Source organism: Arcicella sp., from assembly GCF_964672035.1.
On record NZ_CBABQS010000038.1, the window covers coordinates 17,089 to 42,006 of the forward strand.

At 35.6% G+C, this 24,918-nt stretch carries 26 protein-coding genes; 16 read left to right on the top strand and 10 right to left on the bottom strand.

Going from position 1 to position 24,918, the window contains the following annotated elements; genetic code table 11:
- Nucleotides 1-93 precede the first annotated feature (93 nt).
- Entirely contained in the window at nucleotides 94-567 is a 474-nt protein-coding gene (locus AC1W31_RS11745) for a Tn3 family transposase (RefSeq protein WP_481734636.1), read from the bottom strand.
- A gap of 30 nt (nucleotides 568-597) precedes the next feature.
- Nucleotides 598-1,458 (bottom strand): cyanophycinase, encoded by an 861-nt coding sequence (locus AC1W31_RS11750; protein ID WP_481734637.1) that lies wholly within the window; start codon nucleotides 1,456-1,458, stop codon nucleotides 598-600.
- Between the two features lie 446 nt (nucleotides 1,459-1,904).
- On the opposite strand from AC1W31_RS11750, the gene AC1W31_RS11755 reads away from it, so the two are divergent.
- From AC1W31_RS11755 to AC1W31_RS11770, 4 genes are all read left to right on the top strand, one after another.
- Nucleotides 1,905-2,204: a hypothetical protein gene (locus AC1W31_RS11755; protein WP_481734638.1), complete on the top strand. Its 300-nt coding sequence runs from the start codon at nucleotides 1,905-1,907 to the stop codon at nucleotides 2,202-2,204.
- Between the two features lie 251 nt (nucleotides 2,205-2,455).
- Nucleotides 2,456-2,740, top strand: coding sequence for a hypothetical protein (locus AC1W31_RS11760; protein ID WP_481734639.1), 285 nt, complete (start codon nucleotides 2,456-2,458; stop codon nucleotides 2,738-2,740).
- A gap of 151 nt (nucleotides 2,741-2,891) precedes the next feature.
- Nucleotides 2,892-3,455, top strand: coding sequence for a hypothetical protein (locus AC1W31_RS11765; RefSeq protein ID WP_481734640.1), 564 nt, complete (start codon nucleotides 2,892-2,894; stop codon nucleotides 3,453-3,455).
- A gap of 47 nt (nucleotides 3,456-3,502) precedes the next feature.
- Nucleotides 3,503-5,245 (top strand): APC family permease, encoded by a 1,743-nt coding sequence (locus AC1W31_RS11770; RefSeq protein WP_481734641.1) that lies wholly within the window; start codon nucleotides 3,503-3,505, stop codon nucleotides 5,243-5,245.
- Between the two features lie 1,646 nt (nucleotides 5,246-6,891).
- Here AC1W31_RS11770 and AC1W31_RS11775 read toward each other — a convergent pair.
- Nucleotides 6,892-7,305 carry an organic hydroperoxide resistance protein gene (locus AC1W31_RS11775; RefSeq protein WP_481734642.1) on the bottom strand — a complete coding sequence of 138 codons (414 nt, stop codon included), beginning with the start codon at nucleotides 7,303-7,305 and terminating at the stop codon, nucleotides 6,892-6,894.
- Nucleotides 7,306-8,182: 877 nt separating this feature from the next.
- On the opposite strand from AC1W31_RS11775, the gene AC1W31_RS11780 reads away from it, so the two are divergent.
- The 3 genes from AC1W31_RS11780 (at nucleotide 8,183) to AC1W31_RS11790 (ending at nucleotide 10,080) form a co-directional block, all read left to right on the top strand.
- Nucleotides 8,183-8,614 carry a hypothetical protein gene (locus AC1W31_RS11780; RefSeq protein WP_481734643.1) on the top strand — a complete coding sequence of 144 codons (432 nt, stop codon included), beginning with the start codon at nucleotides 8,183-8,185 and terminating at the stop codon, nucleotides 8,612-8,614.
- Between the two features lie 180 nt (nucleotides 8,615-8,794).
- Nucleotides 8,795-9,397 carry a hypothetical protein gene (locus tag AC1W31_RS11785; protein WP_481734644.1) on the top strand — a complete coding sequence of 201 codons (603 nt, stop codon included), beginning with the start codon at nucleotides 8,795-8,797 and terminating at the stop codon, nucleotides 9,395-9,397.
- A 104-nt stretch (nucleotides 9,398-9,501) separates the two neighbouring features.
- On the top strand, nucleotides 9,502-10,080 hold the full coding sequence (locus tag AC1W31_RS11790) for a peptidylprolyl isomerase (RefSeq protein ID WP_481734645.1): 579 nt from the start codon (nucleotides 9,502-9,504) through the stop codon (nucleotides 10,078-10,080).
- A 92-nt stretch (nucleotides 10,081-10,172) separates the two neighbouring features.
- Here the strand turns inward: AC1W31_RS11790 and AC1W31_RS11795 are convergent, their stop codons facing one another.
- On the bottom strand, nucleotides 10,173-10,712 hold the full coding sequence (locus AC1W31_RS11795) for an NUDIX hydrolase (RefSeq protein ID WP_481734646.1): 540 nt from the start codon (nucleotides 10,710-10,712) through the stop codon (nucleotides 10,173-10,175).
- Nucleotides 10,713-10,847: 135 nt separating this feature from the next.
- Here AC1W31_RS11795 and AC1W31_RS11800 point away from each other — a divergent pair, with 135 nt between their 5' ends.
- Entirely contained in the window at nucleotides 10,848-11,711 is an 864-nt protein-coding gene (locus tag AC1W31_RS11800; protein WP_481734647.1) for a DUF2911 domain-containing protein, read from the top strand.
- A 79-nt stretch (nucleotides 11,712-11,790) separates the two neighbouring features.
- Here AC1W31_RS11800 and AC1W31_RS11805 read toward each other — a convergent pair whose 3' ends face one another.
- The 3 genes from AC1W31_RS11805 to AC1W31_RS11815 all read right to left on the bottom strand — a co-directional run bounded on the left by AC1W31_RS11805 (nucleotide 11,791) and on the right by AC1W31_RS11815 (nucleotide 14,247).
- Entirely contained in the window at nucleotides 11,791-13,338 is a 1,548-nt protein-coding gene (locus AC1W31_RS11805) for a bifunctional metallophosphatase/5'-nucleotidase (RefSeq protein WP_481734648.1), read from the bottom strand.
- A 115-nt stretch (nucleotides 13,339-13,453) separates the two neighbouring features.
- A complete protein-coding gene (locus AC1W31_RS11810) occupies nucleotides 13,454-13,726 on the bottom strand; it encodes a hypothetical protein (RefSeq protein WP_481734649.1) in 273 nt (90 codons plus the stop codon).
- Nucleotides 13,726-14,247, bottom strand: a complete 522-nt coding sequence (locus AC1W31_RS11815; protein WP_481734650.1) for a hypothetical protein — start codon at nucleotides 14,245-14,247, stop codon at nucleotides 13,726-13,728. Before AC1W31_RS11815 ends, AC1W31_RS11810 begins: the two co-directional genes overlap by 1 nt.
- Nucleotides 14,248-14,451: 204 nt before the next feature.
- Between AC1W31_RS11815 and AC1W31_RS11820 the strand changes: the two genes are divergently transcribed.
- The 8 genes from AC1W31_RS11820 (at nucleotide 14,452) to lysM (ending at nucleotide 21,676) form a co-directional block, all read left to right on the top strand.
- Nucleotides 14,452-14,754 (top strand): type II toxin-antitoxin system HigB family toxin, encoded by a 303-nt coding sequence (locus AC1W31_RS11820; protein WP_481734651.1) that lies wholly within the window; start codon nucleotides 14,452-14,454, stop codon nucleotides 14,752-14,754.
- A 3-nt stretch (nucleotides 14,755-14,757) separates the two neighbouring features.
- Complete coding sequence (locus AC1W31_RS11825) at nucleotides 14,758-15,120, top strand: helix-turn-helix domain-containing protein (protein WP_481734652.1); 363 nt, start codon at nucleotides 14,758-14,760, stop codon at nucleotides 15,118-15,120.
- 6 nt (nucleotides 15,121-15,126) lie between these two features.
- Complete coding sequence (locus tag AC1W31_RS11830; protein WP_481734653.1) at nucleotides 15,127-17,190, top strand: BatA domain-containing protein; 2,064 nt, start codon at nucleotides 15,127-15,129, stop codon at nucleotides 17,188-17,190.
- 313 nt (nucleotides 17,191-17,503) lie between these two features.
- A complete protein-coding gene (locus tag AC1W31_RS11835) occupies nucleotides 17,504-18,499 on the top strand; it encodes an alpha-E domain-containing protein (RefSeq protein ID WP_481734654.1) in 996 nt (331 codons plus the stop codon).
- 49 nt (nucleotides 18,500-18,548) lie between these two features.
- On the top strand, nucleotides 18,549-19,268 hold the full coding sequence (locus tag AC1W31_RS11840; protein ID WP_481734655.1) for a proteasome-type protease: 720 nt from the start codon (nucleotides 18,549-18,551) through the stop codon (nucleotides 19,266-19,268).
- 108 nt (nucleotides 19,269-19,376) lie between these two features.
- Entirely contained in the window at nucleotides 19,377-20,213 is an 837-nt protein-coding gene (locus tag AC1W31_RS11845; protein WP_481734656.1) for a transglutaminase family protein, read from the top strand.
- Between the two features lie 4 nt (nucleotides 20,214-20,217).
- Entirely contained in the window at nucleotides 20,218-21,051 is an 834-nt protein-coding gene (locus AC1W31_RS11850; protein ID WP_481734657.1) for an aminotransferase class IV, read from the top strand.
- A 157-nt stretch (nucleotides 21,052-21,208) separates the two neighbouring features.
- Nucleotides 21,209-21,676: a peptidoglycan-binding protein LysM gene (gene lysM / locus AC1W31_RS11855; protein WP_481734658.1), complete on the top strand. Its 468-nt coding sequence runs from the start codon at nucleotides 21,209-21,211 to the stop codon at nucleotides 21,674-21,676.
- A gap of 74 nt (nucleotides 21,677-21,750) precedes the next feature.
- Here lysM and AC1W31_RS11860 read toward each other — a convergent pair whose 3' ends face one another.
- The 3 genes from AC1W31_RS11860 to AC1W31_RS11870 are packed head-to-tail and all read right to left on the bottom strand — an operon-like array spanning nucleotide 21,751 to nucleotide 24,255.
- Complete coding sequence (locus AC1W31_RS11860; RefSeq protein WP_481734659.1) at nucleotides 21,751-22,560, bottom strand: tRNA threonylcarbamoyladenosine dehydratase; 810 nt, start codon at nucleotides 22,558-22,560, stop codon at nucleotides 21,751-21,753.
- 31 nt (nucleotides 22,561-22,591) lie between these two features.
- Nucleotides 22,592-23,542, bottom strand: coding sequence for a glycosyltransferase family 2 protein (locus AC1W31_RS11865; protein ID WP_481734660.1), 951 nt, complete (start codon nucleotides 23,540-23,542; stop codon nucleotides 22,592-22,594).
- An 8-nt stretch (nucleotides 23,543-23,550) separates the two neighbouring features.
- Nucleotides 23,551-24,255: a tRNA1(Val) (adenine(37)-N6)-methyltransferase gene (locus tag AC1W31_RS11870; RefSeq protein ID WP_481734661.1), complete on the bottom strand. Its 705-nt coding sequence runs from the start codon at nucleotides 24,253-24,255 to the stop codon at nucleotides 23,551-23,553.
- Nucleotides 24,256-24,918 lie beyond the last annotated feature (663 nt).

A 24,918-nucleotide genomic window follows, 5' to 3' on the forward strand; every position in this document is an offset into this window, starting at 1 on the left:
TGCCAAAGAGGACCAAAATCTGAGTTAGGATTCAATACTTATATGGGCTGTAATCACCATTTGAGCCTACAATAAAATAAGTCTTGTAATTTGCTAATTATCAACACTTTGATGCAATTGTATTTCTAACGGCTTTTGATATTTCCAACCCTTTAATTTTACCATATCAGATCGTAACTTCCTGTTATTTAATACGTTAATGAAGTCGTACTCCCTAATGAAGTTGATGTGCTTCCTAGTAAGTGAAGTTGAATTCCTAACCGTCAATATTATATCCTCAATTTCTTCCTGTTGCTCAACTTTTGAGAGTAAATCTGATAAATATAGGTAATTCCAAAGCACAATGGCATTTTGAATGATACTTCGGCATAAAATAGTGTGTTCTTGTTCTTTTTGGGTAGCCGCTTGAAACGCTTGATTTTGCCCAAAGAAGACGGCTTTTGAAAAACGATTCATTAATTCTATATGGCACAATTGTTTCTCAATTGCTTGTCTCAACGCTAAATCATCGTAGTATTTGAGAATAAAAATATACAACAACTTGTGACTTGCGATTGGGGTATTCATAAACTGTTACTATGTATAAACTCAGAACCGCTATTTTAAAATTTTTCGGTCTTTCAAGTTAAATTTTTGCCCTTTATTTAGGAAGAAAAATGGTCCATTATTCCCAGATTCTCCCGAAGGATTTTTTGCTTGTCCTTCAAAATTGGTCACGTCATAAATGGCAACAACCGAATTTCCGAGGACTTCAAATTGGTCTTTTTTTACTACGATTGCCGTACTTTCATCGATTCCAATTCCTAAAAGATTTGGGTGTTTTTTAATGGTGGGAATCAAATCAAACTGACGATTGCGGGGTAAAATATGTTGGTCGATGGCAACATTATGGATAAAATTCAGTCCTTCAAGGTGGTCGCCTTCTAAAATGGTATTTGATTTAGAGTCTCCCCGAAAAAGAAACGAACCTTGAATCGTTGCACCTGCGGATGTGCCGCCAATAACGCCATTTCGATTCAATAAATTCTTAAATTCTTTGTGAGCAAGGGTATTGAGGTAAGAATCAGCCAAACGCCATTGTCGGCCACCCACAAACCAAACGCCCGTCGCTTTTTTGAGTGGTGCAATGAAGGCTTCGGTATTAGCTTCTTTGGGGTCGATGGTGTGCAGGACGGTAACTTTAGCGACACCAAATTTTTCGAGTAATTCCTTTTCATAAGAAAAACCTTTACTCGCATTGATACTCGAATCACCCAATGCAGTAGGAATTACAACAATACTTGCGCCTTCTCCACCCGCTAATTCAATGAATTTTGCCCAAACTTCGGCCGGAACTTTACCACCACCTACAATGATCAAAGCTCCATTTTCTGGTCCGATGGTAGAGGTATTTTGTTGAGAAAAAGCGTTGAAAATGGTTATAAAAATAAGGCTAATTAGTAGTAATGATTGTTTCATGTGCTGTTGATGGTTTTGAATGGTTTTTAAAATACATCATTGGGGTAAAATTAAAAGAACGTATAAAAATCGTCTCGGGTTCCTCAGAATTTTTACTTCCCTAATTATAGTGTGTCACTTTTAGTACAATTTTACCGTAAATTTTAGTGCTATTTTGCGTATAAAATATCATCTATCATTAAGTCATTTCTACCAGAATATTCCTGTTAGATGTAATATAGCTATCAATTACTGATTTTCACTTGAGATTACAACTAAATAATGAGGTGTTAAATACGCAAAATAGCGCTAAAAATTTACAGCAAAATTGGACTAAAAGTGACATTCGAGCGTTAGTGTATATAGCAGTTCTTTTGCCCCTACAGTAAGCTTTAATGTAGGTTCAATTTCGTCATATAACTATTCCTATTAAAGTCTTCCTTCCTATAATCATCAGTGATTTGAATGTGGATGCCAAACCCGAGATGGTTGTCAATAATAAATATTATTTTGGTAGTATGGTTTCTGTTTTCCGTAGTACGGCTACCAGCGGTATACTTGATGGCAGTTCTTCTATCGCCAATGTGGAAATTATAATGAGTGTTATTTATAAAACAAGATCTATAAAAATCGGTGATTTGAATGAGGAATGTAAAAACGATTGGGTGAGTATTAATTACACGGGGGGTGTTTCTGTTTTTCTCAATACGACTGCGACTACTACCAGTAGTATCACACAATTGGTTTGTTTTCGGATGATGAGTTGATGAAATTAGAACACACAATAATTGCCAGTATTTCAGATAAACGGATGAACTTATAGGCACTTATTACGGAGGTTGCCGACGGTTCTTTAATGAAAGTTTTTTGTTCATTTGATGATGATTATTTTATCGGAACAAAAGAATATCCAAATGAGTTTGCGAGGTTAAATTCAATGTTTAATCAATTTTTACAGTAATTTCTCAACGAATATTATACTGATGAAACAAAAAAATTTGTTAAAACAATTGAAAAAGTGAGTAAAGAAAAAGTTTCTTTGATGAAATCAATTGAAAAAAATAAGAAAAAATTAGTTGGCGTTAATCAGGAATACGATTTGATGAATGCCGCAGAGGAAGCTGTAATTGTGATGGACGTAAAACAAGTTGATAAATTTGGGAAAACGGATGAAACCAATACTAAATTAGAAAATACCAATGGAGATTCTTTGCTTTCTATTCAGAATCTTGAAACAAAGGCACGGAAGTTAGAGCAAAAATTAGATAAAGTAGCAAGGCATCATAAGGGTTTAATAAATTAATGGGGATGCCATTGATAGGCAGAATTATAATTAATTTGTTAGTTACTGACATCTTTGTTAACCTGACAGAACAAAACTTTATAATTCTGTAAAATATATTTAGAACTATTTTAGGACCATACAATTTAAATCATTTTGAAAACAAGGATTTATGGAAAATCAAGATATTAACTTAAACTTTAAGGGCAATATAGATAACGAACTCGTAAAAAAAAGTGCCTCTAAGAAGAAATGGCCATTAAGATTAAGTGGTATTTTGGGAGTTGGTCTTTCCTTTTTCGCTGTTATTTTTTGGAAAGACCATCAAATAACACAAGTGAAAGAGCAATATACCCAAAAGGCAAATGCAGTAATCAACCAAAATTCAGAAGAAATGCTTAGAAACTTCTGCAAGCCACTATCTTGGACAGTCAGGGCCGAACTGATGCGAAATAATAATGAGCAAATTATGCTTTTTATAAATGATTTAGTCAAATCAAAGAACATTAGAATGGTTAGTTTTATTGATCAAAAAGGAAGTATAGGAATCTCGACTGATAAGAATTTTGAAGGAAAATCTGCCTCAGTATTGTTTCAACCTAATCAATTTACATCTGATTCTTTTTTAGTAGTGAAAAAGTCTGAAAAACTTTGGGAAGTTTCAACTCCTATTATGGGTTTTGATAAAAGACTCGGAACTATCATCCTCACCTATATTCCCGTCATACCTAATTAATTATGGCTGTAATGTAAATTTATATCAATTGAACAATACTTTAATTTATGGAGAACACTATACACAAAAAATTAAACGAATTGCAAGCTACTGCAATTTGTGGAAATGATATTAGCTCATCTTGCCTTTACGTCTCGGCACTCACCATTTTATACGCAGGTCAATTTGCTTGGGTTTCACTTTCGGTAGTAGCTTTTGTCTTATTCTTATTCAGAAAGATATACGGCGAGGTTGTGGGGGCTATTCCCCTTAATGGAGGTGCGTATAACGTATTATTGAACACGACCACCAAACAAATGGCATCGTTTGCCGCTACACTAACGATTTTGTCGTATATGGCAACAGCCGTGATTTCTGCAAATGAAGCTATGCACTATTTACATGGTTTAGTTGAAAGTTTAAATATTACTTTGGCAACGATTATTATTTTGGCAATATTCATGTTTTTAGCCATTTCTGGCATCGGTGAGTCTGCAATCGTAGCAGTAGGAATATTCATCATTCATATTTCTACGCTTTTGCTTTTGGTGCTTACTACTATTTGGTTTTTATTAAATAATGGATTCACAACACTCACCATAAATTGGGCATTGCCCCTACAATCTGGAAGTATTACGAATGCCTTATTTCTGGGTTTTGCTGCTGCCATGTTGGGGATTTCTGGGTTCGAGAGTTCGGCAAACTTTGTAGAAGAACAAGCTATTGGGGTTTTCCAAAAAACGCTCCGAAATATGTGGGCAGTCGTAAGTTTTTTTAATCCACTTATTGCGTTTTTAGTGATTTGTGTATTACCACTCGCTGTTGTGGGCGAACATAAAGAATCTTTACTGGCTTTTTTGGGTCAGACTGTTGGTGGAAAATGGTTGGCTATCTTGATTTCTATCGATGCAGTTTTGGTACTGAGTGGGGCGGTGCTTACGTCATTTGTAGGTACGACGGGACTTGCGGAACGCATTACCTTAGATAGAATTTTACCAAATTTCTTCTTGAAACAAAACAGGAAAGGTGTAAATTATAGAATAGTTGTTGCCTTTTTTGTACTTTGTATCTCGGTTTTGTATGCCACCAAAGGTAATTTAGAAGCCTTAGCGGGCGTTTATACCTTTTCATTTTTGGCAGTAATGGCTTTATTTGGATTAGGGAATTTATTGCTAAAATTCAAACGAAAAAAACTTCGTAGAACTGAAAGAGCCAGTGGGCTATCAGTCGTAATCGCTATCATATTTGTAGGAACGGCATTTATTGGCAATATTTATCTGAATATTTCATCTTTTTATACTTTTATCCGTTACCTAACTCCAGCATTAATATTCGTCGTTATCATGCTCAATCGAGCTACCGTAACAAAGTTACTTATCGAAGCCATCGAATATTTTTATAAACCCGTCCAAAAATGGGTGTTATTAAGTAATGTTTTTCTCCAAAATATTCATAATAAAATTAATTCGCAGGAATTTGTTTTTTTTACGAAAGGGGATAATGTGGCAGGGCTAAACAAAGTAATGCAATATGTCGAGATAAATGAAGCTACTAAAAAAATAAAAATTGTTAATGTTAAAAAAGAAGGAGATAATAATGACCTTTTGAAAGTAGATGCTGAAGTATTGGATAGAGCATATCCAGAAATTGATATTGAGTTTATAGAAATAGAAGGCACATTTGGACCAGACATGATAAATAAATTGTCTCTTGAGTGGAGTATCCCTAAAAACTTTATGTTCATCGGTTCACCTGGTAATCAGTTCCCTTACCAAGTATCAGAACTTGGTGGAGTTAGGTTAATTATGTAAAACAATATCATTATGGACAAATTAGGGAAATTACAAATTAGGAGTGCATCAAAAAGTGTGGGGCAATCACATTTTTTAATATGAAGTATTCTGAAACAACCAATTAAACTGTTAAATATCTTGAAAGATTGTCCTAAAAACAATTTGCCCCACACTTTTGACGCACGCTTCGAAACCTGTTATTCCACAAGCCACTACGAAGATTTTTAAACACATGTACCACAGAAGTTGCTTTCTTCATTTTCAAGCCTTTGGAAGCAGACAAAACTTGACAAACGGATTTTGTATCTCCAAAAGGGAAAGTGTTATTATTGGTAGATTATTAAAGAGATATTATTGATTTTACTGAATTAGTTGGAACGATCAAAACCCTTCCAGCATCCATCAAATAGTATATTCTCAGTAATTATCCAATAGCTCAAATCATTACGGCGTATGAGGTAATGAAATCTTCTACGCAAACCGATGACTATAAATTGACGATTCAGACGGACAAAAATATAAACGTAAATGTATTTTTTGATGCTAATAATGGATTCTTACGGTAAGGAAGTGTGCAAGCTGATAAAATTTCTGCTATTAATTTTACGAGTACCGACCAAGTAAATTTTGATCCAAAATTTCCTGCCTTTGTGAAGTAATTTCTCAGTAATAATCAACTGAAAGATGCCAGTTTAACCATTTATGAATTGGTAAATAATGAAAATAATTTGATTAGGCAGGCATACAAAATTATCCTCAATTTCAGAGAACGATTTAACAGTTCATTACTGGCTTTCGAAGTAACCCTTTCGGATACGGGCGTAGGATTGCAATGAATTTCGCCAATTGAAGGCGATTACTCGTATAAGGTGTTAACTAATAATAATTTAACTACAGATATTTCTGATTACGTCACACCCGTACTTCATTCCGACTGAGGATGAGAAAATAGCTCTATTTACCCAAGAAACGAAAGATAATAAATGATAAATTTCGCAAAATTTCCCCTTTAACGACGATCTAAACGTCATTTCCATAACAGTCAACAGCGAAGTTAACCCAACCGAAAAAGTTAAAACTCTCCATTCCCAAACAAGATGGGCTAATAACCTATCAATGGTAAAAAGACGGACGAGACCTTCCAAATGTGAAAGATGTAGTTGTTTGATTTTGGAGAATCTGGCAATTATAGGGGTACTGCCAAAGACAAAATTTGTCAGAACTCGGTGGTATCTAATTCCGTAAAAATTGATAACCGTACCTTACCCACTGCCCAAATATCCACCCAAAATCAATTTTTAAGAGGGTGAAAAAAGGATAATTGCCTCTAACAAGAACGGTTTTTTTCAATGGCAAAAGGATGGAAAAGATATTCCAAACGCCACAATGGGTATTTATGAAGTTTTGCAAGCGAGAGATTATCGGATTGGTTTTCGGGATGATAAATGTCCAAAAGTGGGATGTTCTAATGAGGAGTGGAGGTAGTATAAATGTATCCAAATCCCAATCAAGGAAGTTTCAAAATTACACTTCCCAAAACGTCGAAAAGTGCTGATATTCAGCTGAGAGTTCAGAAGGGAGAAAAGGTGGTAACGAGTAAGATTTTGATTGAGTAAAGAGGAGGAATCTGTTAACATCTTTCCTCCATTATTCCCTTTTTTCTTTTAATTTGCTGAAAGCACCACCTCAATATTTCCTCGGGTAGCCTTTGAATAAGGGCAAGCTTTATGCGCCTCTTCCATTAATTTCATGGCTTCTTCTTTTGAAAGATTGGGAAAATTTCCGTGCAATTCAACCGCTAAACCGAATCCAGTAGGATCTTTTCCAATCGAAACTTTTGCCGTCAATTCAGCATCGGCAATGTTTCTTCCCTTTGCCACCGACCCAACGGCACCGTTAAAACAAGCAGCATATCCTGCGGCAAATAATTGTTCTGGATTGGTTTTTCCACCGTGTCCGCCCATGGCGGCAGGCATCGAAACGTCCATGTCTAAAATGCCATCCGATGATTTTACGTGACCTTTACGCCCACCTGTATTGGTAGCTTCGGCGGTGTACAATGCTGTTATTTTTTCCATTTTGTAAATAATATTTTTTGTTAAGGTTTAAAAATAAGCAGGATTATAACACTAACTCCAACCCTTAAAACCTAAGCCCTTTTCATATAGTTCCTAAAAATGAAGAAAGCCACCCCGAATATCGGAATGGCTTTGCTATGAAACCTCTTTAAACTTCTCAATTAAAAGTCTTTTGTTTGATGATGATTGTTGTAATTCAATATAATTTAAATTCTTTGATGTGTATTAAGTAGTGAAAGCTTTTGAATCGTTAATTGAATAATTCTAAGATATTAAAAAAGTTTACGAAAGAATTTTAAATTATTTTTTTGAAGTAATAAATTTCCGAAACGTTGAACACTTTATTCTTTGCTTTTCTATCTATAAAATTATTTTTATTATTTTATAATATCAAAATTAAGCCCTGTTTTTGACTTTTACTCAAGAATGAGACGAAACCGTGAAAAAGAAAGACGAAAATGTGATTTGTTGATTATTGATGTTTGTTTTCAGGGAATTAATATTTTTTTGAAGTAAAAGCCTATTTATTAAACTGAGATATTTCAAATCAAAAAAAGACATAAATCATCTTTTAAAATCAATTTTTCTGTAAAAGTCGGTTCATAAAATCCACTTTTTATATAAAAACAGATAAATTTCAGAAAACGATTTGTAGAAAATCTGCTTTAAGAAAAATTGCATTTTTTCCATGTATTTCTATTTAAACCTCATTTCTGTGATTTTGCAAATTTTATCTTAATACTAATTTTAACGCCTTTTGACAATTACAAGCGATTTTAAAATATCTGTATAAATACTTTGATTTGTTATATTTAATCACAAAATTCATATAAATAATGAGTATAATTTATCAATCAACAGTAAAATTTATAGAAACATGAACTTTGAAAATCAAATTAATAACGTAACCGATAACCTTAGTATAACTAATAATGAGGTTGAAATCCTTGATTTATTGGTCGATACCAATAATATGTTTTATGACTATTCCAAGAATAAAGTTGTTTCGTTTATTCACGAACAAGATTATCACTTGGTATTATTCAATGCAAAATTGACCGACCGAGGATTTACCATGTATTCAATTACCAATTTTTGTGAACACGAAGCAGATTTAGTATTACTTCGCAATGTTTTTGACCGTACCATTCAAGACGGATTCAATGACTATCTTATGCGATTGGCAAAAAGTAAAATAGAAGATATTTTTTATATGACGGCTACCTTTCGAGCATTATTCAAAAAACCAAAAGAACAAGATGATTACGAAGTAATCTACCCAACGTTACCTTCATCTTTTACTTACTAAGACCAATCCCTCTTCCAATTCAGAAGAGGGATTTTTTATGGATTAACCATCGGTAGAAGATATTTAGTAAGTGGTAAAGATTTATTGAGAAAATTTTGGAAAATTTATCTTATAATTATTCAGTCATTTTTTAGGGAGTTTCAACCATACGACTTCTTAATTTTAACGCTAAATTTCCTCATGAAAAAATCATTATTGTTTATCGCAGGAATATTAATTGTTGTATCCTGTGGCAAAGTTAGAGATGCCGCCAATGCCGCCGAAGGCCTAAAAAATTATGCGGAAGGCATGAAGGAATCTGCCAGTAAAATGGAAGAACGAAAAGCCAAAGGCGATACTATTTCGATGCCCTACACCGACTTGCAAAAACTATTGCCTTCTAATATTGCTGGGTATATAAAAGATGGCGATCCCAAAGGGGAATCTATGAATATGGTGGGAATGTCTTATTCAACGGCATCACAAGTTTATAAAAACGGAGAGGCAGAAATAACCGTAAATATCATGGACTATAATGCATCGTATGCTGCATTTGGAGCCGCAACTGCGATGTTTGCCACGGGCTTTTCGGTTGATAATGATGAAGAACATTTAGGAGCCGTTGATTTAGGGATTACTGGCGTGAAAGCATGGGAAGATGTGAAGAAAAAGGAAAAAAGAAGTACGGTAATGGCCGGTGTAAATGATCGGTTTTTGGTAACAGCAGAAGGCAGAAATGTAGAAACCGATGCCGTGAAAGATGCGATAAAATCAGTTGATTTTGGAAAATTGTCGGGAATGTAAGTTTTATTGGTTATTCGTTAAGGGTTATTTTCACTATTATCAGATTTTTTTGTTATTTTGAATTGTAAAACCTTATAACCTTAACCAATAATTAACAATTCCTCATGCGAATAATTTCATTGCTTCTCATCGTTCTATGTTGCGTTTCATCCTGTAAGAAAGATATGCGTCTTTTTGATAAAGATCCGAAAACTTTTTTAACTGAATATGGAAATCAAAATCCTGAAAATGAAGTAGTTATCAAAACGGTTGGCGGTGATATTACGGTGAAACTCTACGACAAAACGCCTTTGCATCGAGCCAATTTTATTAGATTAGTAAAGTCGAATTATTACGTTCACCGGATATTTTATAGAAATGTGTATCATACGGCCATTCAAGGTGGCGGAGAATATTTAGACCAATTAGACTATCTTGTTCCGCCTGAATATATTCCCGAATTCACCCATAAACGTGGAGCAATTGCGATGGCAAGATACGATGAAGGCAATCCAGAAAAAGCCTCTTCACCCACCGAATTTTTTATTGTAACCAATGCTGAGGAGGCTCAAAAATTGAACGGACTTTATGTGGTTTTTGGGGAAGTTACCAAAGGAATGGATATAGTCGATAAAATCCAACAAGCACCCGAATACTACGAAAAACCCGCTATTCCTGTATTTTTTAGAATTGAAACACTTTGAGAGGAATCAAAGGAGGAATGTAGAAAGGGAGACGGGAGGAATGTAGGAATGAAATAGTCCTTGAATATTATTCTAATTTCTCCTGTCTTCCATTATTCCCTTTTTCCTTTCAAAATCATCCGCATAATTGATTCACTATCATTCAATTCTGATACTTTTGAGCGTTCAATCCAAGCCAAATCTGAAGACTCAGAAGACACAATTAACGGTTTGTTTAAATCGGCCTCAAACAAAAATCTTACGTCATAATGTAGGTGTGTAGGTACGCCTTTTCGCTCGGGGATTTCGTGAATGTCAATGTCGAAAATGTTGGAATTAACTACCTGAATATCAGTGAGTCCTGTTTCTTCTTGCGCTTCTTTTAAAGCCACATTCAACACATCTGAATCACCATCACAATGCCCACCAGTTTGAAACCATTTATCCAATTTTCGATGATGCGTCAGCAAAGTAAATTGGCGAGATTTGTCCACAATCCAAGCCGAACCCGTAACGTGTCCGATGAGTAAAGAACGCTCAAAACAATCAGGATTTTGCTTTACAAATTCAATCATTTGTTGTTTGAATTGTATTTCTTCTGTGGTAGAAGGTTGATGATTTTTTAGGAGTTGGAGGAGGGGATTTCTGTGCATTTTCTGTTTTATACTTATTATTCTACAAACAAATCTACAAATTTGTATTGAAAAATTAGGTATCTTATCCCAAAACTAAACTCTTTCAATTTTATCCTGTAAATTTGGAAAAACTATTAAACAAACAAACGACAAATGATAAAATTATTTCTTGCCCTTTTAACTGGCATTTCTCTTTCGGCAACTGCCCAAATTCGCTTACCACAACCAAGTCCAGGAGCATCAGTTTCGCAAGTTATTGGCACAACTGACGTATCAGTGAAATATTCTCGTCCATTATTGAGAGGTCGTGATGTATTTGGTGGCGTTGTGGCGTATGATAAAGTTTGGAGAACGGGTGCCAATGGTACAAACCAAATCACGTTTTCTAACGATGTAATGATTGCTGGTCAGAAATTGGCGGCTGGAACCTACGGAATATTCTCAATTCCAACAGCGGGCGATTGGACGTTGATTTTTAATAAAGATATTACTGCTCAAGAACAAAATTATTCACAAGAAAAAGATGCTTTGCGTGTGACCGTAAAACCAGTTTCAATCGCAAAAACGGAAGCATTTACGATTGATTTTACGGGGCTTTCAGACAGTACTGCCGACATGAATATCTATTGGTCGGACAAAAAAATTGTTGCTCCAATAACCATTGAAACCACTAAAATGATTGAAGCTGCCTTCAATAAAGTATCGACCGATAACGCAAACATTATGCGTACGGCAGCGGATTATTTATCTGGAAAAGGTAAATTAGAACAAGCCTTGAAAATGGTTAATACTTCAATTGCAGGAGCTGAAACATTTCGTAACGTTTGGTCTAAAGCTCAGATTATGAGTAAGTTAGGCAACTATTCAGAAGCTCTGCCATTGGCACAAAAAGCTCTTGCTTTGGGTGGAACTGACCCAGGATTTGCGGGAATGAAAAGTACGATTGAAAAAGCAATTGCTGATTATACTGCAAAATTACCAGCAGTGGTTGCACCAGTTTTGAAGAAAAAAAAGTAATTTAATTGGAAATCTATTCCACAAAAAAATCCCTCACCGAATTATTCTTCTAGTGAGGGATTTTTTGTGTCTTAAAACGCTACTTCCCCTTCAAATAAGCAATCAAAACTTTCCTCACATCGTTTCTAATATCATTAATATCTTTTTCGTCAGATTCTGTAATACTTTGAACGTCAGGGTTTTTATCTGTTAAATATCCAAGATTGGTTTCTTTCCCTTCCATCATGAACTTAGGAATGGCAATGTAATAATCCTGATTTACGTCCAATAGTTTTCCATTGATAAACCACTCATTTTTAGTTTCATCATAACGAACTTTATCCCACTGCAAAAAACCGCCATTACCTTTATTTTTGATGCCAGATTCCAAAATTCTTGCCAATAAGCGTCCCTTTAAAGCAACTTCCACAATTTTTCCACCAAAAGGTAAAATTCTCATAATATCCAATTGGGTTATTCTGCCCGATAATTGATCGTCAATTCTTACGGAACCACTATTGAAAACCGAACAGTCTACTGGTTTTGAAGCAGATGCAGTCATGGCTCTTGCAATTAAATCGCCTAAATTTGTATGTGTATTTCTCATCGAAGATTCACGTCCATCCAAAGGTTCAGACAATTGCGTTACCACATCGTTTCTGTCCATTCCCACCTTTTTGAGAGCAACATCCATGATATCATCCCACTTTTTCACCACAACCGCAACGGCAGAATCCTGTGAAATTGATTCGTCAATTTTTCGTAAGTTGCTGTTTATCAATACTTTTTTAGATTCTGTATCAAATGAAATGGTGTGTACGTAAGCAGTTTTAGCATTGGCATCAGCTTTTGCAATGCTCGTATTTCCCACTTTTTCAATCATGTTATCGTGGTCGTGTCCACCCATAATGAGTTTCACTTCTGGTAAAATTGCCGCCAATTTTGCATCATCGGTTTTATTTATGTGCGTAATGGCAACCACAAAATCGCATTCAGGTTTTAGGATTTCGTAAGTTTTAACGGCGGTTTCAAAAAAGTCAGCATAATACACATAGTCTCTTTTGTTGGACGGCAAAACTACCGAGAACATACCCATTTTTACCGCCTCACCGTGCGCATTTTTGAAAGTTAAAATAGCCGTTTTCGGAAAGGGAATTTTCACACCATCCACCATTTTATAGAACGGTGTTAAATCGCCTTTTTTATTGGCTAAAACATTAGAAGCCAGCCAATTAAAGGTGGATTCATCAATGCGTTTTTGCAAATCAGCTTCATCTAAATCAAACTCATGATTGCCCAAGCCAACCCAGTCAAAACCAACGGCATTCATGGCTTCTACCATCTGTTTTCCCTTGATGCTTTTGCCTTCGTATTTGAAAGTACTGATGAGGGCAGGATTTAGGAAATCGCCCGCTAAAATGGTTATGGTATTAGGATTTTTAGTAATTAATTCTTTACGTAAAGTAGCTAAACGGGCCATTCCGCCCACTTTTCCGCCTTCTAAGGGTGAAATTTCATATACATCATTTACGTGCAAGAAATTGATTTCAACTTGATGCTCAGACGATTTTTGAGTAACAGTTTGAGCGGTTTTACAAGAAGAAAATAGGACTGTATATAAACAGCCGAGTAAGAGTAATTTGTTCATAGATTGATATTTTTATTGACTAAAAATGGTTAATTATTACATAATATTACCTTTTGTCATCTATATTTTCAATCAATACATGATGAACCGCCGAAATGCTTTTTAAATTAAGAAACTAACACAAAAATATTTCTGATGAATCGGTATTTATAATCTCAATGGTTGACCAATGACAATCACAGATGTACTTATTTCCTTCTCTCGAAAAGCCGTCTGCAGGTAAAATTTCCAGTAAAATACCGCTTCCTTGCAGTTTGAAATATAATTGATGGAAATGATAATCATCCAATCGTTGTTCGATAATTTCAAAATTATTTTCCAATAAAATACCAATCAACCTATTCACAGGCTCACAAACGGGACAATCATCAACAAAAATTTGTGCCATTATTTTAAGGGAATTTCTTTTACAAAAGTTATTTTTTTAGGGTAATCATCCACAAAAACTTGCCAAGCACCACCTTGACCGTATTGCGGATTAGCCAAGGTTTTGGCAACTGCCACTTTAATAAGGGCATTAACGGTATATTCTCCAACTTTCGGACGAAAGCCAAATGTAGGATGTGGAGCAACTTGCAGACTTTGCCAGTATTTTACTTTGTCATAATTTACGTCTAAAAGTGACTTTTCAACACTATAAAATTCGGATTGTCCAGGCAAACCACCGTACAGTTTTGTGTCAGCAGTAATTTCAAAAACTTCCCAAGCGTCCACGCCAGGATAATTTCCAGCGCCTTGCCAGCGTTTTGCTTTTATGAGTAAACTATCATCAGTTGCTTGGCTGGCATTAATTCCCGTTTGAGTTTTGAAAGCCAATAAAAGGTTAGTGCTTTTGAGTGGAATTGCTTTTTGGGTACAAGCAAAAACTGAAAAAGAAACGAAAAGTGATAACAATATTCTACGTGTCATTTTGATGTGGTTTAAATTTCTTGCAAGAAACGAAATGATATGATGATAAAGATAATTTTTAAAGTAATTTTTGAGGTTTATTGATTATGTGATATGGAAAAGAATATTTGGAATAAAATTTGAAAAGAATAATTCATAATCAAATCAATTATGTAGTTCCATTATCGGGAACTATCTTTATATTTGTTGGATTAAAATATCAATATGAGAATTGTTGCACGAAGTACACTTAAAACATTTTGGGAAACCTATATCGACTCAAAAGCGGGGTTAATATTTTGGTATGAAAAAATGAGTGCTAATGATTATAACAATCCACAAGAAGTTATTGCAGATTTTAAAGACGCTGATTATGTGGGTAACGAAAGAATCGTTTTTAATATCGCACGAAATAAATATAGATTAATAGTGTCTTTCAATTATGAATTTCAAGCGTGTTGGATAAAGTTTGTTGGTACTCATAAAGCGCATGATAAAATTGATGCTAAAACAATAGATTTCGATTAGAAAATGGAAAATTTTGAAATAAAACCAATCAAAAATGAAGTTGAATACAAAGCGACTTTAAAGCAACTCAATGAATATTGGGGAGCAAAACTGAATACAAAAGAGGGTGATATTTTGGAATTGCTTTTGATGGTCATTGAAACCTATGAAGCCAAAAATCATGGAATAGAACCTCTCGACCCAATTGAAGCCATCAAATATGAAATGGAAGAAAGAGGTTTAAATCAAAAAGATTTAGTAAAATATTTTGGTACAAAAAGTAGGGTTTCAGAGGTTTTGAATAGAAAAAGACCCTTAACACTTAAAATGATAAAGGTTTTGCATAATGATTTCAAAATTCCTGCAAAAACGCTTTTGGCTTATTAATAATATATGCAATTCCTATTTCCAACCTTCATTTGGGGGCTTTTGGCTTTGTCAATCCCCGTGATAATTCACCTGTTCAACTTCCGTAGAACTAAAAAAGTGTTGTTCACAAATGTCGCTTTTCTCAGAGCGGTCAATACCACTACGTCTTCTTTCCGCCGACTCAAACATCTCTTGATTATGGCGGCTCGAATGGCATTTATTGCGGCTTTGGTCTTGGCTTTTGCGCAACCTTTTCTGCCTTCCAAATCGGGCAAAGGCGTAAAAGCAGGTGGCGTAGCGAGTATTTATATTGATAATTCGCTTTCGATGCAAAACGAATTGGACAAAAAAACGTACTTGGATAAAGCCATTAGTAAAGTGGAAGAATTATTGGCGGTTTTTCCGCAAGGCTCTCAATTACAATTAGTTACCAACGATTTTTCGTCCGACGAACACAGCGTTGGCAACACCCAAACGATTAAAGACCGCACAACAACCATCAAGTTTACGCACACGCCACGGACTTTTGATAACATCTTGAAACGTCAGGCGAGTTTGGCATCCAAACATAACTCGCAAGGGGGCAATCAATATTTATGGTTCTCGGATTTTCAAAAATCCACTTCGGGTGATTTATCGAAGCTCAAATTAGATTCTACTTCAAGGCTTTTTGTGGTTCCCGTACAAGCGAAGGCCTTGCAAAACGTATTCGTGGATTCGGTCTGGATGAGTACGCCATTCGTGCGTGAAATGTCCGCTAATCAATTGACTGTCAAGCTATTCAATACGGGCGAACGTGCCGTGGAGAATTTGCAAGTAAAACTTTTTATTGACGATGCCCAAGTGTCATCCACCATCGCAAGCATACAAGCCAAGTCGGCCACGATTGCTAATTTTTCATTTACCGTAAAAAATAAAGGCTTCAAAAAGGCACGAATTTCTTTTGACGATACGCCAATTACGTTTGACAACGATTATTATTTTGTGCTGAATGCCGCCCCAACCATCAAAGTTTTGCACCTTTTTGGACAGGCTTCGGCAGGACGATATATTCCCACGGTTTTTGATAATGATAGTGTTTTTGCGTTCAGAAGTTTCTCGGTTTCAAATATTGATATTGGGCAATTTAAAACGACGAATTTGGTCGTATTGGAAGGTGCACAAAATATGGATGGCAGTATCAAAACGGCTTTGCAGGATTTTGTCCGTGCGGGTGGAAGTTTATTCGTAATTCCTTCACAAACCCCCGATATTCAAAGTTATAGTAATTTTATGGGGATGTTCAATATTCGTGGAATTCAGTCGAAAGTAATTACGCAAACCGATTTTACGCCCTTAGCCGAACCCGTGAAAACGTCTTCATTTTTCGTTGATATTTTTGATAATTCTACGCAAAAAGAATTGCTTCAAATGCCCAATCAAGGTGGTGTTTTATCGTGGCAGGCGTTGGGTGATAAGTTGTTGAATTTTAGAAATAATCAACCGTTTTTAACGGTTTCCAATGCAGAGAAAGGCAAGGTTTATTTAACGGCCTCTCCTTTGGATATTCAATTTGGCGATTTTGCCCGAAATGCCCTTTTTGTACCCATCATGTACAAGATTGCAGCGTTGAGTGTGCCACAAGAACCAACGGCCTATTCGTTTGAACAAAATACCTTCACGGTGGAGGTAAACGACATTCCGAAAACAGCGAGTTTTAAATTACGCAAAGGGAAATTGGAAATTATCCCTGTACAAAATCTCAACGGAAAACAATTGACCATTGAACTGCCCAAAGCCAATCAATTAGCTGATAATCAATCTATTGAATCGGGATATTATGAATTGGTTTTGGATGGGAAAGTGGAAAGATTAGTCGCTTTTAATCACGATAATAAAGAATCATTGATGGATTTTTATAGTGTCAATGAATTAAAAAATATCTTCAGCGATGCTAAAAATGTGCAAGTTTTTGATAAAATAGATGATGCCGATTTTGTTAAAACTTTTAAAGACCAAAACTTTGGCGTGGCATTATGGAAGTATTTTCTGATTGCTGCCTTGTTGTTTTTGGCGATTGAGATTCTGTTGGTCAGGTTGATGAAATAATTAGGACACTGTCATATAAAAAATACCCCTTCAAGGACTTGAAGGGGTATTTTTTGTACTTGTACTGTTTTTAGAAAAGGTTAATGGAATGGTTTTTCGTTGGATTAATACCAATCAAATTTCTTTGCAAGTAAGTAAATAATTTCCGATAAATTGCAAATGTCAGAAATGAAATGTGTTTATTTGAAGAAAATACAGAAAAATAGGTAGTGGGAATATTTTTATCAAAACAAAAGTTAACATATACGTTAAATCAATAGATTTTTAAACTAAATTTATGAAATACAATCAAGCATTTTAATCATAAAATCCTATGCTTAGTAGAGTCGCAAATTCAGTTTATTGGATGAATCGGTACATCGAACGTGCCGATAATTATGCCCGTTTTATCTCAGTCAATTTCAATCTTGCCTTAGATTTACCTCCTAATGTGCCAGAGCAATGGAAACCACTCATTGTTGCCACAGCCGATAATTATATTTTTGAGAAATGGTATGATGCACCCACCCGTGAGAATGTACTCTATTTTATGACTTTTGATAGTCGAAATCCTAATTCTATTTTGTCGTGTTTGTATGAAGCTCGTGAAAATGCCCGAACAATCCGTGAAAGTATTTCTCGTGAAATGTGGGAGTATGTCAATCAAATTTATTGGACGGTCAAGGAGGCAGATCACGACAGCAAATCGTGGGAATTAGCTCGTTATCAGGGTTTTTTGGACAATATAAAGACAGGTAGTCAATTGTTTTATGGCATCGTAGATTCTACCATTACTCGTGGAGAAGCGTGGCATTTTGGACGATTGGGAAGGCTTTTGGAACGTGGCGACAAGACGACAAGGTTCTTGGACGTAAAATATTTCACGCTTTTACCTGAAGTTGATGCGGTTGGGTCACCTTTGGATTTATTGCTTTGGTCGGCGGTTCTGAAGTCCGTAAGTGCCTACAATATGTTCCGTCAGCAATATCAGATTGTCAATTCAACTGCTATTACTGACTTTTTGTTGTTGGATAAAAAATTCCCTCGCTCGGTGATGTATTGCATTCGTCAGGCAGAATTATCCTTGTACGAAATTTCTGGAACTGCTATTACGAATTCTTATTCAAATCCTGCGGAAAAAGCATTGAGTAAATTGCGTTCGGAAGTTGAGTTTTCGGAAGTGAAAGAAATTTTCGAAATCGGATTGCATCAATATTTAGATGAATTTCAAGAGAAAAATAACGCTGTTGGGGCGGCTATTTTCAAGACTTACTTCGATTTAAAACCAGTTATTCAAGAACAATCACAAATTGTTGTGGCGAATCAATAAAAGAGTGGTTAAATTTGTAAAAACAAATGAAACAATCAACCACAATATAATGACTTATTGTTTAGGAATAAAAGTTAAAGACGGACTCATTGCCATTGCCGATAATAGAATAACGGCTGGCACGGAGGTTTACTCAAATAAAAAAGTTTCAACTCATCAGATTGGTAATCATACGTTGTTTATTATGACAGCTGGTTTGCGGTCAATCAGGGATAAATCAATTATTTATTTCAATCAAATGACGAAGGAAAAAGGCTTTAAATTTGATTATATGTTTGAAGCCGTTAATGCCTTCGCTGAAATGATTCGTAAGGTTGCAGATGAAGATAAAGCAAGTTTGAAAGAAGAAGGCTATAAATTCAATTTACACTCAATTGTGGGTGGACAAATGGAAAAAGATGATGAACATAGACTGTTTCTGGTCTTTCCAGAAGGCAATTGGATTGAGATAAATGAAGGGCTAAAATATCAAATAATAGGTAATTCAAATTATGGTAAACCTTTGTTAAACAGGGCTTTAACTTATGAAACATCCATTGAAGACGCATTGAAGTTAGGTTTTTTATCTTTTGATGCTACCCAAGTAAGCGCCAGTGATGTTGATTATCCCATAGACGTAGTGGTTTATCATAAAGACAGTTTTCATTTGATTGAACATCGATTGGAAAAAGATCAAATGGAAGGAGTAACTAAACAATGGAATGCACTTTTGCAAACCTCGGTGGATAGTTTGCAGAGCGAGTGGATTAGTGATGTGTTGGGAGTTTAGTGATTGGTTAATTAGGGATTAGGCAATTAGGGATTGGGCAATAGCGATTTAAGTTCATGTTCTCAATCCCTGATTATCTAATCCCTAACCCCTAAAACCTATAAAAAAATGACTATAAAAATAGAACACGAACTTCTTTACGAATATACCGATGCGGTTCATTTAGAACCGCATTATTTGTATTTGCATCCTAAACGGAGTTCTTTGTTGACGCTAAAATCGTATCAACTTGATGTTGCCCCCCAGCCCGATTTTATTGCTAAAAATCTTGATGAGTCCGATAATACGCAACAAATTTTGTTTTTCAGTAAACCTGTAACAAAATTGCATATCAAGACAACATCAATCGTTGAAACTACCGAGTTCAATCCGCTTTCGTTTGTCTATCATCCTTTTCAGAATAGCCAATTACCGATTGAATATAGCGAACAATTACAGCTAACTTTGATGCCGTATCTCGTAAAAACGGGTATTACCACGCTCATTGACCAAACAGCAAGACAAATTGCAGGCGGTGTTAATTGGAATACGACTTCATTTTTAACCGAGCTTAACAAACTTATCAATACGTTTGCCTACGAAGTCAGAGAAGATGGCGAACCAAACTCGCCCGAAACTACCTTATTGACAAAAACGGGTTCGTGCCGTGATTATTCAGTATTGTTTATGGCCATGTGTCGTGTATTGGGAATTGCTTGCCGTTTTGTAAGTGGCTATCACTACGGCGACCCCGAACAACCACAATATTTACACGCTTGGGTTGAGGTATATTTGCCTGGTGGTGGTTGGCGTGGATTCGACCCTACGCAAAACTGTTTAGTTTCTGGAAAACACATTCCATTGGGAGCCTCAACAATTTCGGAAGCCGTTACGCCCGTGTATGGAACGTATCGTGGAAGTGCAAAAAGTAATTTTGTAACGAGAGTACATTTGGAAGAAATGTAAAATTATGCAAGAATTTATTTACCTAAACGGAGAAATCCTTCCCGCAGAAAAAGCCCAACTCCACGTATCAGATCTTGGTTTATTGAGAGGCTACGGCATTTTCGACTTCTTTCGTGCCATTGACGGACAACCCATTTTTATCGAAGACCACTTGGATAGATTTGAGAATTCTGCCAAATTGATGGGGCTTCCAATTCCCGAATCAAGGGATAAATTACGAGAAATTATCCACGAAATCATCCGATTGAATACGCATAAACTTTTGGGTGTAAAGATGATTATGACGGGTGGATATTCAGAAGATGGCTACACGCCTTCGCCAACATCTAACTTGGTAGTGATAGGAAAACCTTTTGAATTCAAACCCGCTGACGTAGGCATGAAGTTGATGAGTATGGAATACAGAAGAGAAATTCCTGAGATTAAGACCTTGAATTATATCGTGCCTATCCGAGCCATTCAAGAAATGAAATCAAAGGGAGCAGACGATGTGCTGTATCATAAAGACGGTAAAATCTCAGAATCTTCACGAAGTAATATTTTTATCGTGAAAGATGAAAATATCATTACCCCTTTGGATGGTGCATTGTTTGGCGTAACCAGAAAGCATATTGTTCATTTTGCCAAAAATCATTTTGAAATAGAAGAAAGAGACGTAACCACGCAAGAATTTTGGGAAGCAGACGAAGTTTTTACGACGGGAAGCACCAAACGAATTATTGCCATTACCCAAACTGATAATCAAGTATTTAGTGAGGGTAAAGTGGGAATTATTACCAAGAAACTACAAGAACTTTTTCTGGAAGAGGAGAAGAATAGCGTTGCAATTAGTTTTTAAAAGATAATTTTAGCAAGTTTGAGTGACTTAAATGAAAAAATTATGTCTTAAACTTTGTGGAAGTATCAAAAAAAGATACTTTTGGTTTTGGGTAAAGACTTACATTCAATACTCTCTCAATTTATTTACAAACAATTAAACAAACCGTCTTACAATTATGGGGTTAATGTCATTTTTTAAGGGTGTCGGAGAAAAAGTTTTCGGAGGACACAAAGAAGTAGAACCAGCTACAGCTGCAACCGTAGAACCATTGAGAGCAAGTGCATTACTGGCTCACGTAAAAAGTTTAGGCTTACCATACAACTCATTGACCGTAAAAACTGCGGGTGATACCGTGATTTTGGAAGGTGAAGTTGCCAAACAAGAAGATGCTGAGAAATTGGCTTTGGCGGTTGGTAATGTTGAAGGCGTAAAAGTGGTTGATAACAGATTGGACGTAGCTGAACCAGCCGAAGAAGCAAAATATCACGAAGTTGTTTCGGGTGATACTTTATCGAAAATTGCCAAAGAATACTACGGTGATATGATGAAATATCCCTTGATTTTTGAAGCTAACAAGCCGATGTTATCACACCCTGATAAAATTTATCCAGGTCAAATGTTGAGAATTCCACCTTTGGCGTAAATTTTGGAGGAAAGGAATAAAGCAGAAATGGAGACAGAAAGAGAAAATATTTTCTTTCTGTCTCCATTTCTGCTTTATCCCTTTTTCCTTTTGTTTTCAATCTCTTTCTGTTTTTTCTCTCTGGCGGCTAATGCCTTTAATTTCTTTTCCATTTCCACAGGATACCCCAATAAATCCCTCAAAACCACCGATGCACACACGCCACCAAAGGCAGCGGGCATATACGAGATGGTTCCGTAAGCTGATTTTTTGTAGTTTGCACCATCCGTAAGCATCAACGATTCCGCCATCATTTCCTCAGCAGAATAAACGGCTTTGATACCCGTTGTGATGCCTATTTTTCGTAAACGTTTTCGCATCAACGAAGCCAAATAACATTCACGGGTATCAAATAAATCGGCAGTACGGATTTTGGTTGGGTCAATCTTTCCACCCGCTCCCATAGATGAAACAATGCGTAAATCTTTCTTGTAAGCCGTTATCAGAAGCGTTAATTTGGGCGTAATAGAATCAATACAATCCATAACGTAATCAAATTTTACGCTACTCAAAATAGCTTCTGCCGCTTCTGGAGACAGAAATTCACGAATGGATGTTAATTTCAATTCGGGATTAATGGACAATAAACGTTCCGCCATCAAATCAGCTTTTGCTTGTCCGTGCGTGGTAGCAAGGGCTGGTAATTGACGGTTTCTATTGGATGGATCCACGACATCACCATCAACAATGGTCATCGTTCCTACGCCCGCCCGAGCAATAAATTCGGCGGCAAAAGAGCCAACGCCGCCCAATCCCACAATTAAAACGTGGGAATTTTGTAATTTTTGGAGACGTTCATCTCCGACTAATAATTTGGTTCTTCCAAGCCAAGCTAAATCACTCATTCCTATTTTTTGTAATCTTTAAAATAAATTCCTAAACAGTTTCCCGAATTTGATAATCTGTCACTTTATCAGAATTACGAGTCATTAATTCTCCAATAAATCCTGCCACAAAGAGTTGAACCCCAATAATAATAGCAACTAATGCCAAGAAGAAAAGCGGGTTGTCAGTTACATTTCTAAACTTTAAATGATTGGCGATGGCATAGACTTTTTCACCAATCAGATAGAAGGTAATCATTGTTCCGATAAAGAAAGACAATATCCCAAAACCACCAAAAAGGTGCATCGGGCGTTTGCCAAATTTATGGATAAAAGTAATAGACAGTAAATCTAAAAATCCGTACAAGAAACGCTCAATTCCGAATTTGGTTGTGCCGTATTTTCGGGCTTGATGTTGCACTACTTTCTCCCCAATTTTCTCAAAACCATTCCATTTTGCCATGACGGGAATGTATCGGTGCATTTCTCCGTATAGCGTAATCGTTTTGACAACTTCGTTTTTATAAGCCTTTAATCCACAATTAAAATCATGAAGGTAAACACCTGACATTGAACGAGTTGCGGCATTATATAGTTTTGTTGGAATCGTCTTTGTGATGGGGTCAAAACGTTTTTGTTTCCAACCAGACACCAAATCATAATCATCTTCCATAATCATTTTATACAATTCTGGAATTTCATCGGGGCTGTCTTGCAAGTCAGAATCCATCGTGATAACAACCTTGCCATTGGCATCCTTAAAGCCTACGTGAAGGGCGGCAGATTTGCCATAATTTCTACTGAATGAAATGCCTTTAATATTTGCATTTTTCTCAGAAAGGCTCTTGACTACTTTCCAAGAATTATCTCTACTACCATCATTCACAAAAATGATTTCGTAGGTAAAATTATTCTCATTCATCACTCGTTCAATCCATGCGGAAAGTTCGGGTAATGATTCTTCTTCATTATAAAGTGGTACGATAACGGATATATCTAACATCGGCATATTCAAAATATCAAGTAATAGTCTTTCAAAAATGCCTGAAAATCAGGCGAGTAACTTTCGTCGGGATTTTTGATAATTAATTCTTCGATAATAATTTCTTTTTTTGTTCTTCCAAAGGTCGTAATAATTCTTAATATTTTGGTGTCTTTTCGATGTCTAATCGTAAGTTTTTTTTGCGGATAAAGCCCTTTTGAAATGGATAATTGCTCAAAAACTGAACTTTCATACGCTGGTAATAAAACAACAAATGTGCCATTGAAAGATAATAATCGTAAAATAGAATGGAGTAAATCTTCAAACGAGAGCGAATCTGTATGAATCGAATTGTTGCGAGCGAGCGTTCCAGATTTTAAATGATTTTGGAAAAATGGAGGATTGCTAATAATTAAATCATAAAAATTTAGGGTAATACAATCTTGAATTGAAGTATTATGAACGGTTATTTTATCTTTAAAAATACTATCATCTATATTTCTAACTGCTTGATTATAAGCATTTTTATCTATTTCTACGGCATCAATTTTTGCGTTACTTTTTTGGGCTAACATCAAAGCCAAAAGTCCCGTTCCTGTGCCAATGTCTAAAATTTTTTTTGCTTCCCGAGCGTCCGTATATGCTCCCAAAATACAGGCATCAGTCGTTACTTTCATCGCTGTTTGGCCTTGATGAATTGTAAACTGTTTAAAAGCGAAATGAGTATTTGCCAATTTATATGACGGACAGCAATGTCCTTTGATGATTTTTAATGGTGAACTGAAAATGAGGATAAATTTAATTTTTCGTCTATTTTAGCAATATTTGCAAGTATCGAAAAACTTTCAACAGCGATCGCAAGCTATTGTGTTGGTTTTATCATTTGGAATTTGATTCACTTATATTCGTCAAATACTTGCTTGTTGCGTGTAATTTGGCTTACCACTAACGCTTTGGAACTTGGTGAAATTCATAGGCCAATGTTCAAATTTAGTACAAAAAAATCATAGAATCCCAAATGTTCAATTTAGTATTTCTGCCCCATTTAGCCAAACCTCTATTGTCTGGCAAGAGGATAACCGATTTTCCAGAGGGGGTGACAACATGGGTTTAACAATTTCAAGAATATTAAATTAAAGCAATAAGAGAAGTATAAATCAATCATAATCGCATTTAAGGAATATTAGGGTTTATCGGTTTTTAATTTAAAAGAAATTGATAAATTTTATGGTTGTATTTTAAAGACTTATTTAAAAACAAATGAAAGCAAAACTACTGTTTGAAAAACTTTAATGTGTCTTATTAAGTTATAATCATAAAAAGTTATGACTGTTTACAGATTACATTTGACTCCCGAAGAACGCCTAATCCTTGAATCATGGATTAAAAAAGGCAAA

What these genes read in the sequence shown, in the direction of transcription:
- AC1W31_RS11845 (WP_481734656.1), top strand. Translation starts at nt 19,377, where the DNA reads ATGACTATAAAAATAGAACACGAACTTCTTTACGAATATACCGATGCG.
- AC1W31_RS11805 (WP_481734648.1), bottom strand. Translation starts at nt 13,338, where the DNA reads ATGAACAAATTACTCTTACTCGGCTGTTTATATACAGTCCTATTTTCT.
- AC1W31_RS11810 (WP_481734649.1), bottom strand. Translation starts at nt 13,726, where the DNA reads ATGGCACAAATTTTTGTTGATGATTGTCCCGTTTGTGAGCCTGTGAAT.
- AC1W31_RS11790 (WP_481734645.1), top strand. Translation starts at nt 9,502, where the DNA reads ATGCGAATAATTTCATTGCTTCTCATCGTTCTATGTTGCGTTTCATCC.
- AC1W31_RS11770 (WP_481734641.1), top strand. Translation starts at nt 3,503, where the DNA reads ATGGAGAACACTATACACAAAAAATTAAACGAATTGCAAGCTACTGCA.
- AC1W31_RS11745 (WP_481734636.1), bottom strand. Translation starts at nt 567, where the DNA reads ATGAATACCCCAATCGCAAGTCACAAGTTGTTGTATATTTTTATTCTC.
- AC1W31_RS11820 (WP_481734651.1), top strand. Translation starts at nt 14,452, where the DNA reads ATGAGAATTGTTGCACGAAGTACACTTAAAACATTTTGGGAAACCTAT.
- AC1W31_RS11795 (WP_481734646.1), bottom strand. Translation starts at nt 10,712, where the DNA reads ATGCACAGAAATCCCCTCCTCCAACTCCTAAAAAATCATCAACCTTCT.
- AC1W31_RS11850 (WP_481734657.1), top strand. Translation starts at nt 20,218, where the DNA reads ATGCAAGAATTTATTTACCTAAACGGAGAAATCCTTCCCGCAGAAAAA.
- AC1W31_RS11750 (WP_481734637.1), bottom strand. Translation starts at nt 1,458, where the DNA reads ATGAAACAATCATTACTACTAATTAGCCTTATTTTTATAACCATTTTC.
- AC1W31_RS11785 (WP_481734644.1), top strand. Translation starts at nt 8,795, where the DNA reads ATGAAAAAATCATTATTGTTTATCGCAGGAATATTAATTGTTGTATCC.
- AC1W31_RS11765 (WP_481734640.1), top strand. Translation starts at nt 2,892, where the DNA reads ATGGAAAATCAAGATATTAACTTAAACTTTAAGGGCAATATAGATAAC.
- AC1W31_RS11865 (WP_481734660.1), bottom strand. Translation starts at nt 23,542, where the DNA reads ATGTTAGATATATCCGTTATCGTACCACTTTATAATGAAGAAGAATCA.
- lysM (WP_481734658.1), top strand. Translation starts at nt 21,209, where the DNA reads ATGGGGTTAATGTCATTTTTTAAGGGTGTCGGAGAAAAAGTTTTCGGA.
- AC1W31_RS11830 (WP_481734653.1), top strand. Translation starts at nt 15,127, where the DNA reads ATGCAATTCCTATTTCCAACCTTCATTTGGGGGCTTTTGGCTTTGTCA.
- AC1W31_RS11840 (WP_481734655.1), top strand. Translation starts at nt 18,549, where the DNA reads ATGACTTATTGTTTAGGAATAAAAGTTAAAGACGGACTCATTGCCATT.
- AC1W31_RS11825 (WP_481734652.1), top strand. Translation starts at nt 14,758, where the DNA reads ATGGAAAATTTTGAAATAAAACCAATCAAAAATGAAGTTGAATACAAA.
- AC1W31_RS11800 (WP_481734647.1), top strand. Translation starts at nt 10,848, where the DNA reads ATGATAAAATTATTTCTTGCCCTTTTAACTGGCATTTCTCTTTCGGCA.
- AC1W31_RS11775 (WP_481734642.1), bottom strand. Translation starts at nt 7,305, where the DNA reads ATGGAAAAAATAACAGCATTGTACACCGCCGAAGCTACCAATACAGGT.
- AC1W31_RS11835 (WP_481734654.1), top strand. Translation starts at nt 17,504, where the DNA reads ATGCTTAGTAGAGTCGCAAATTCAGTTTATTGGATGAATCGGTACATC.
- AC1W31_RS11815 (WP_481734650.1), bottom strand. Translation starts at nt 14,247, where the DNA reads ATGACACGTAGAATATTGTTATCACTTTTCGTTTCTTTTTCAGTTTTT.
- AC1W31_RS11860 (WP_481734659.1), bottom strand. Translation starts at nt 22,560, where the DNA reads ATGAGTGATTTAGCTTGGCTTGGAAGAACCAAATTATTAGTCGGAGAT.
- AC1W31_RS11780 (WP_481734643.1), top strand. Translation starts at nt 8,183, where the DNA reads ATGAACTTTGAAAATCAAATTAATAACGTAACCGATAACCTTAGTATA.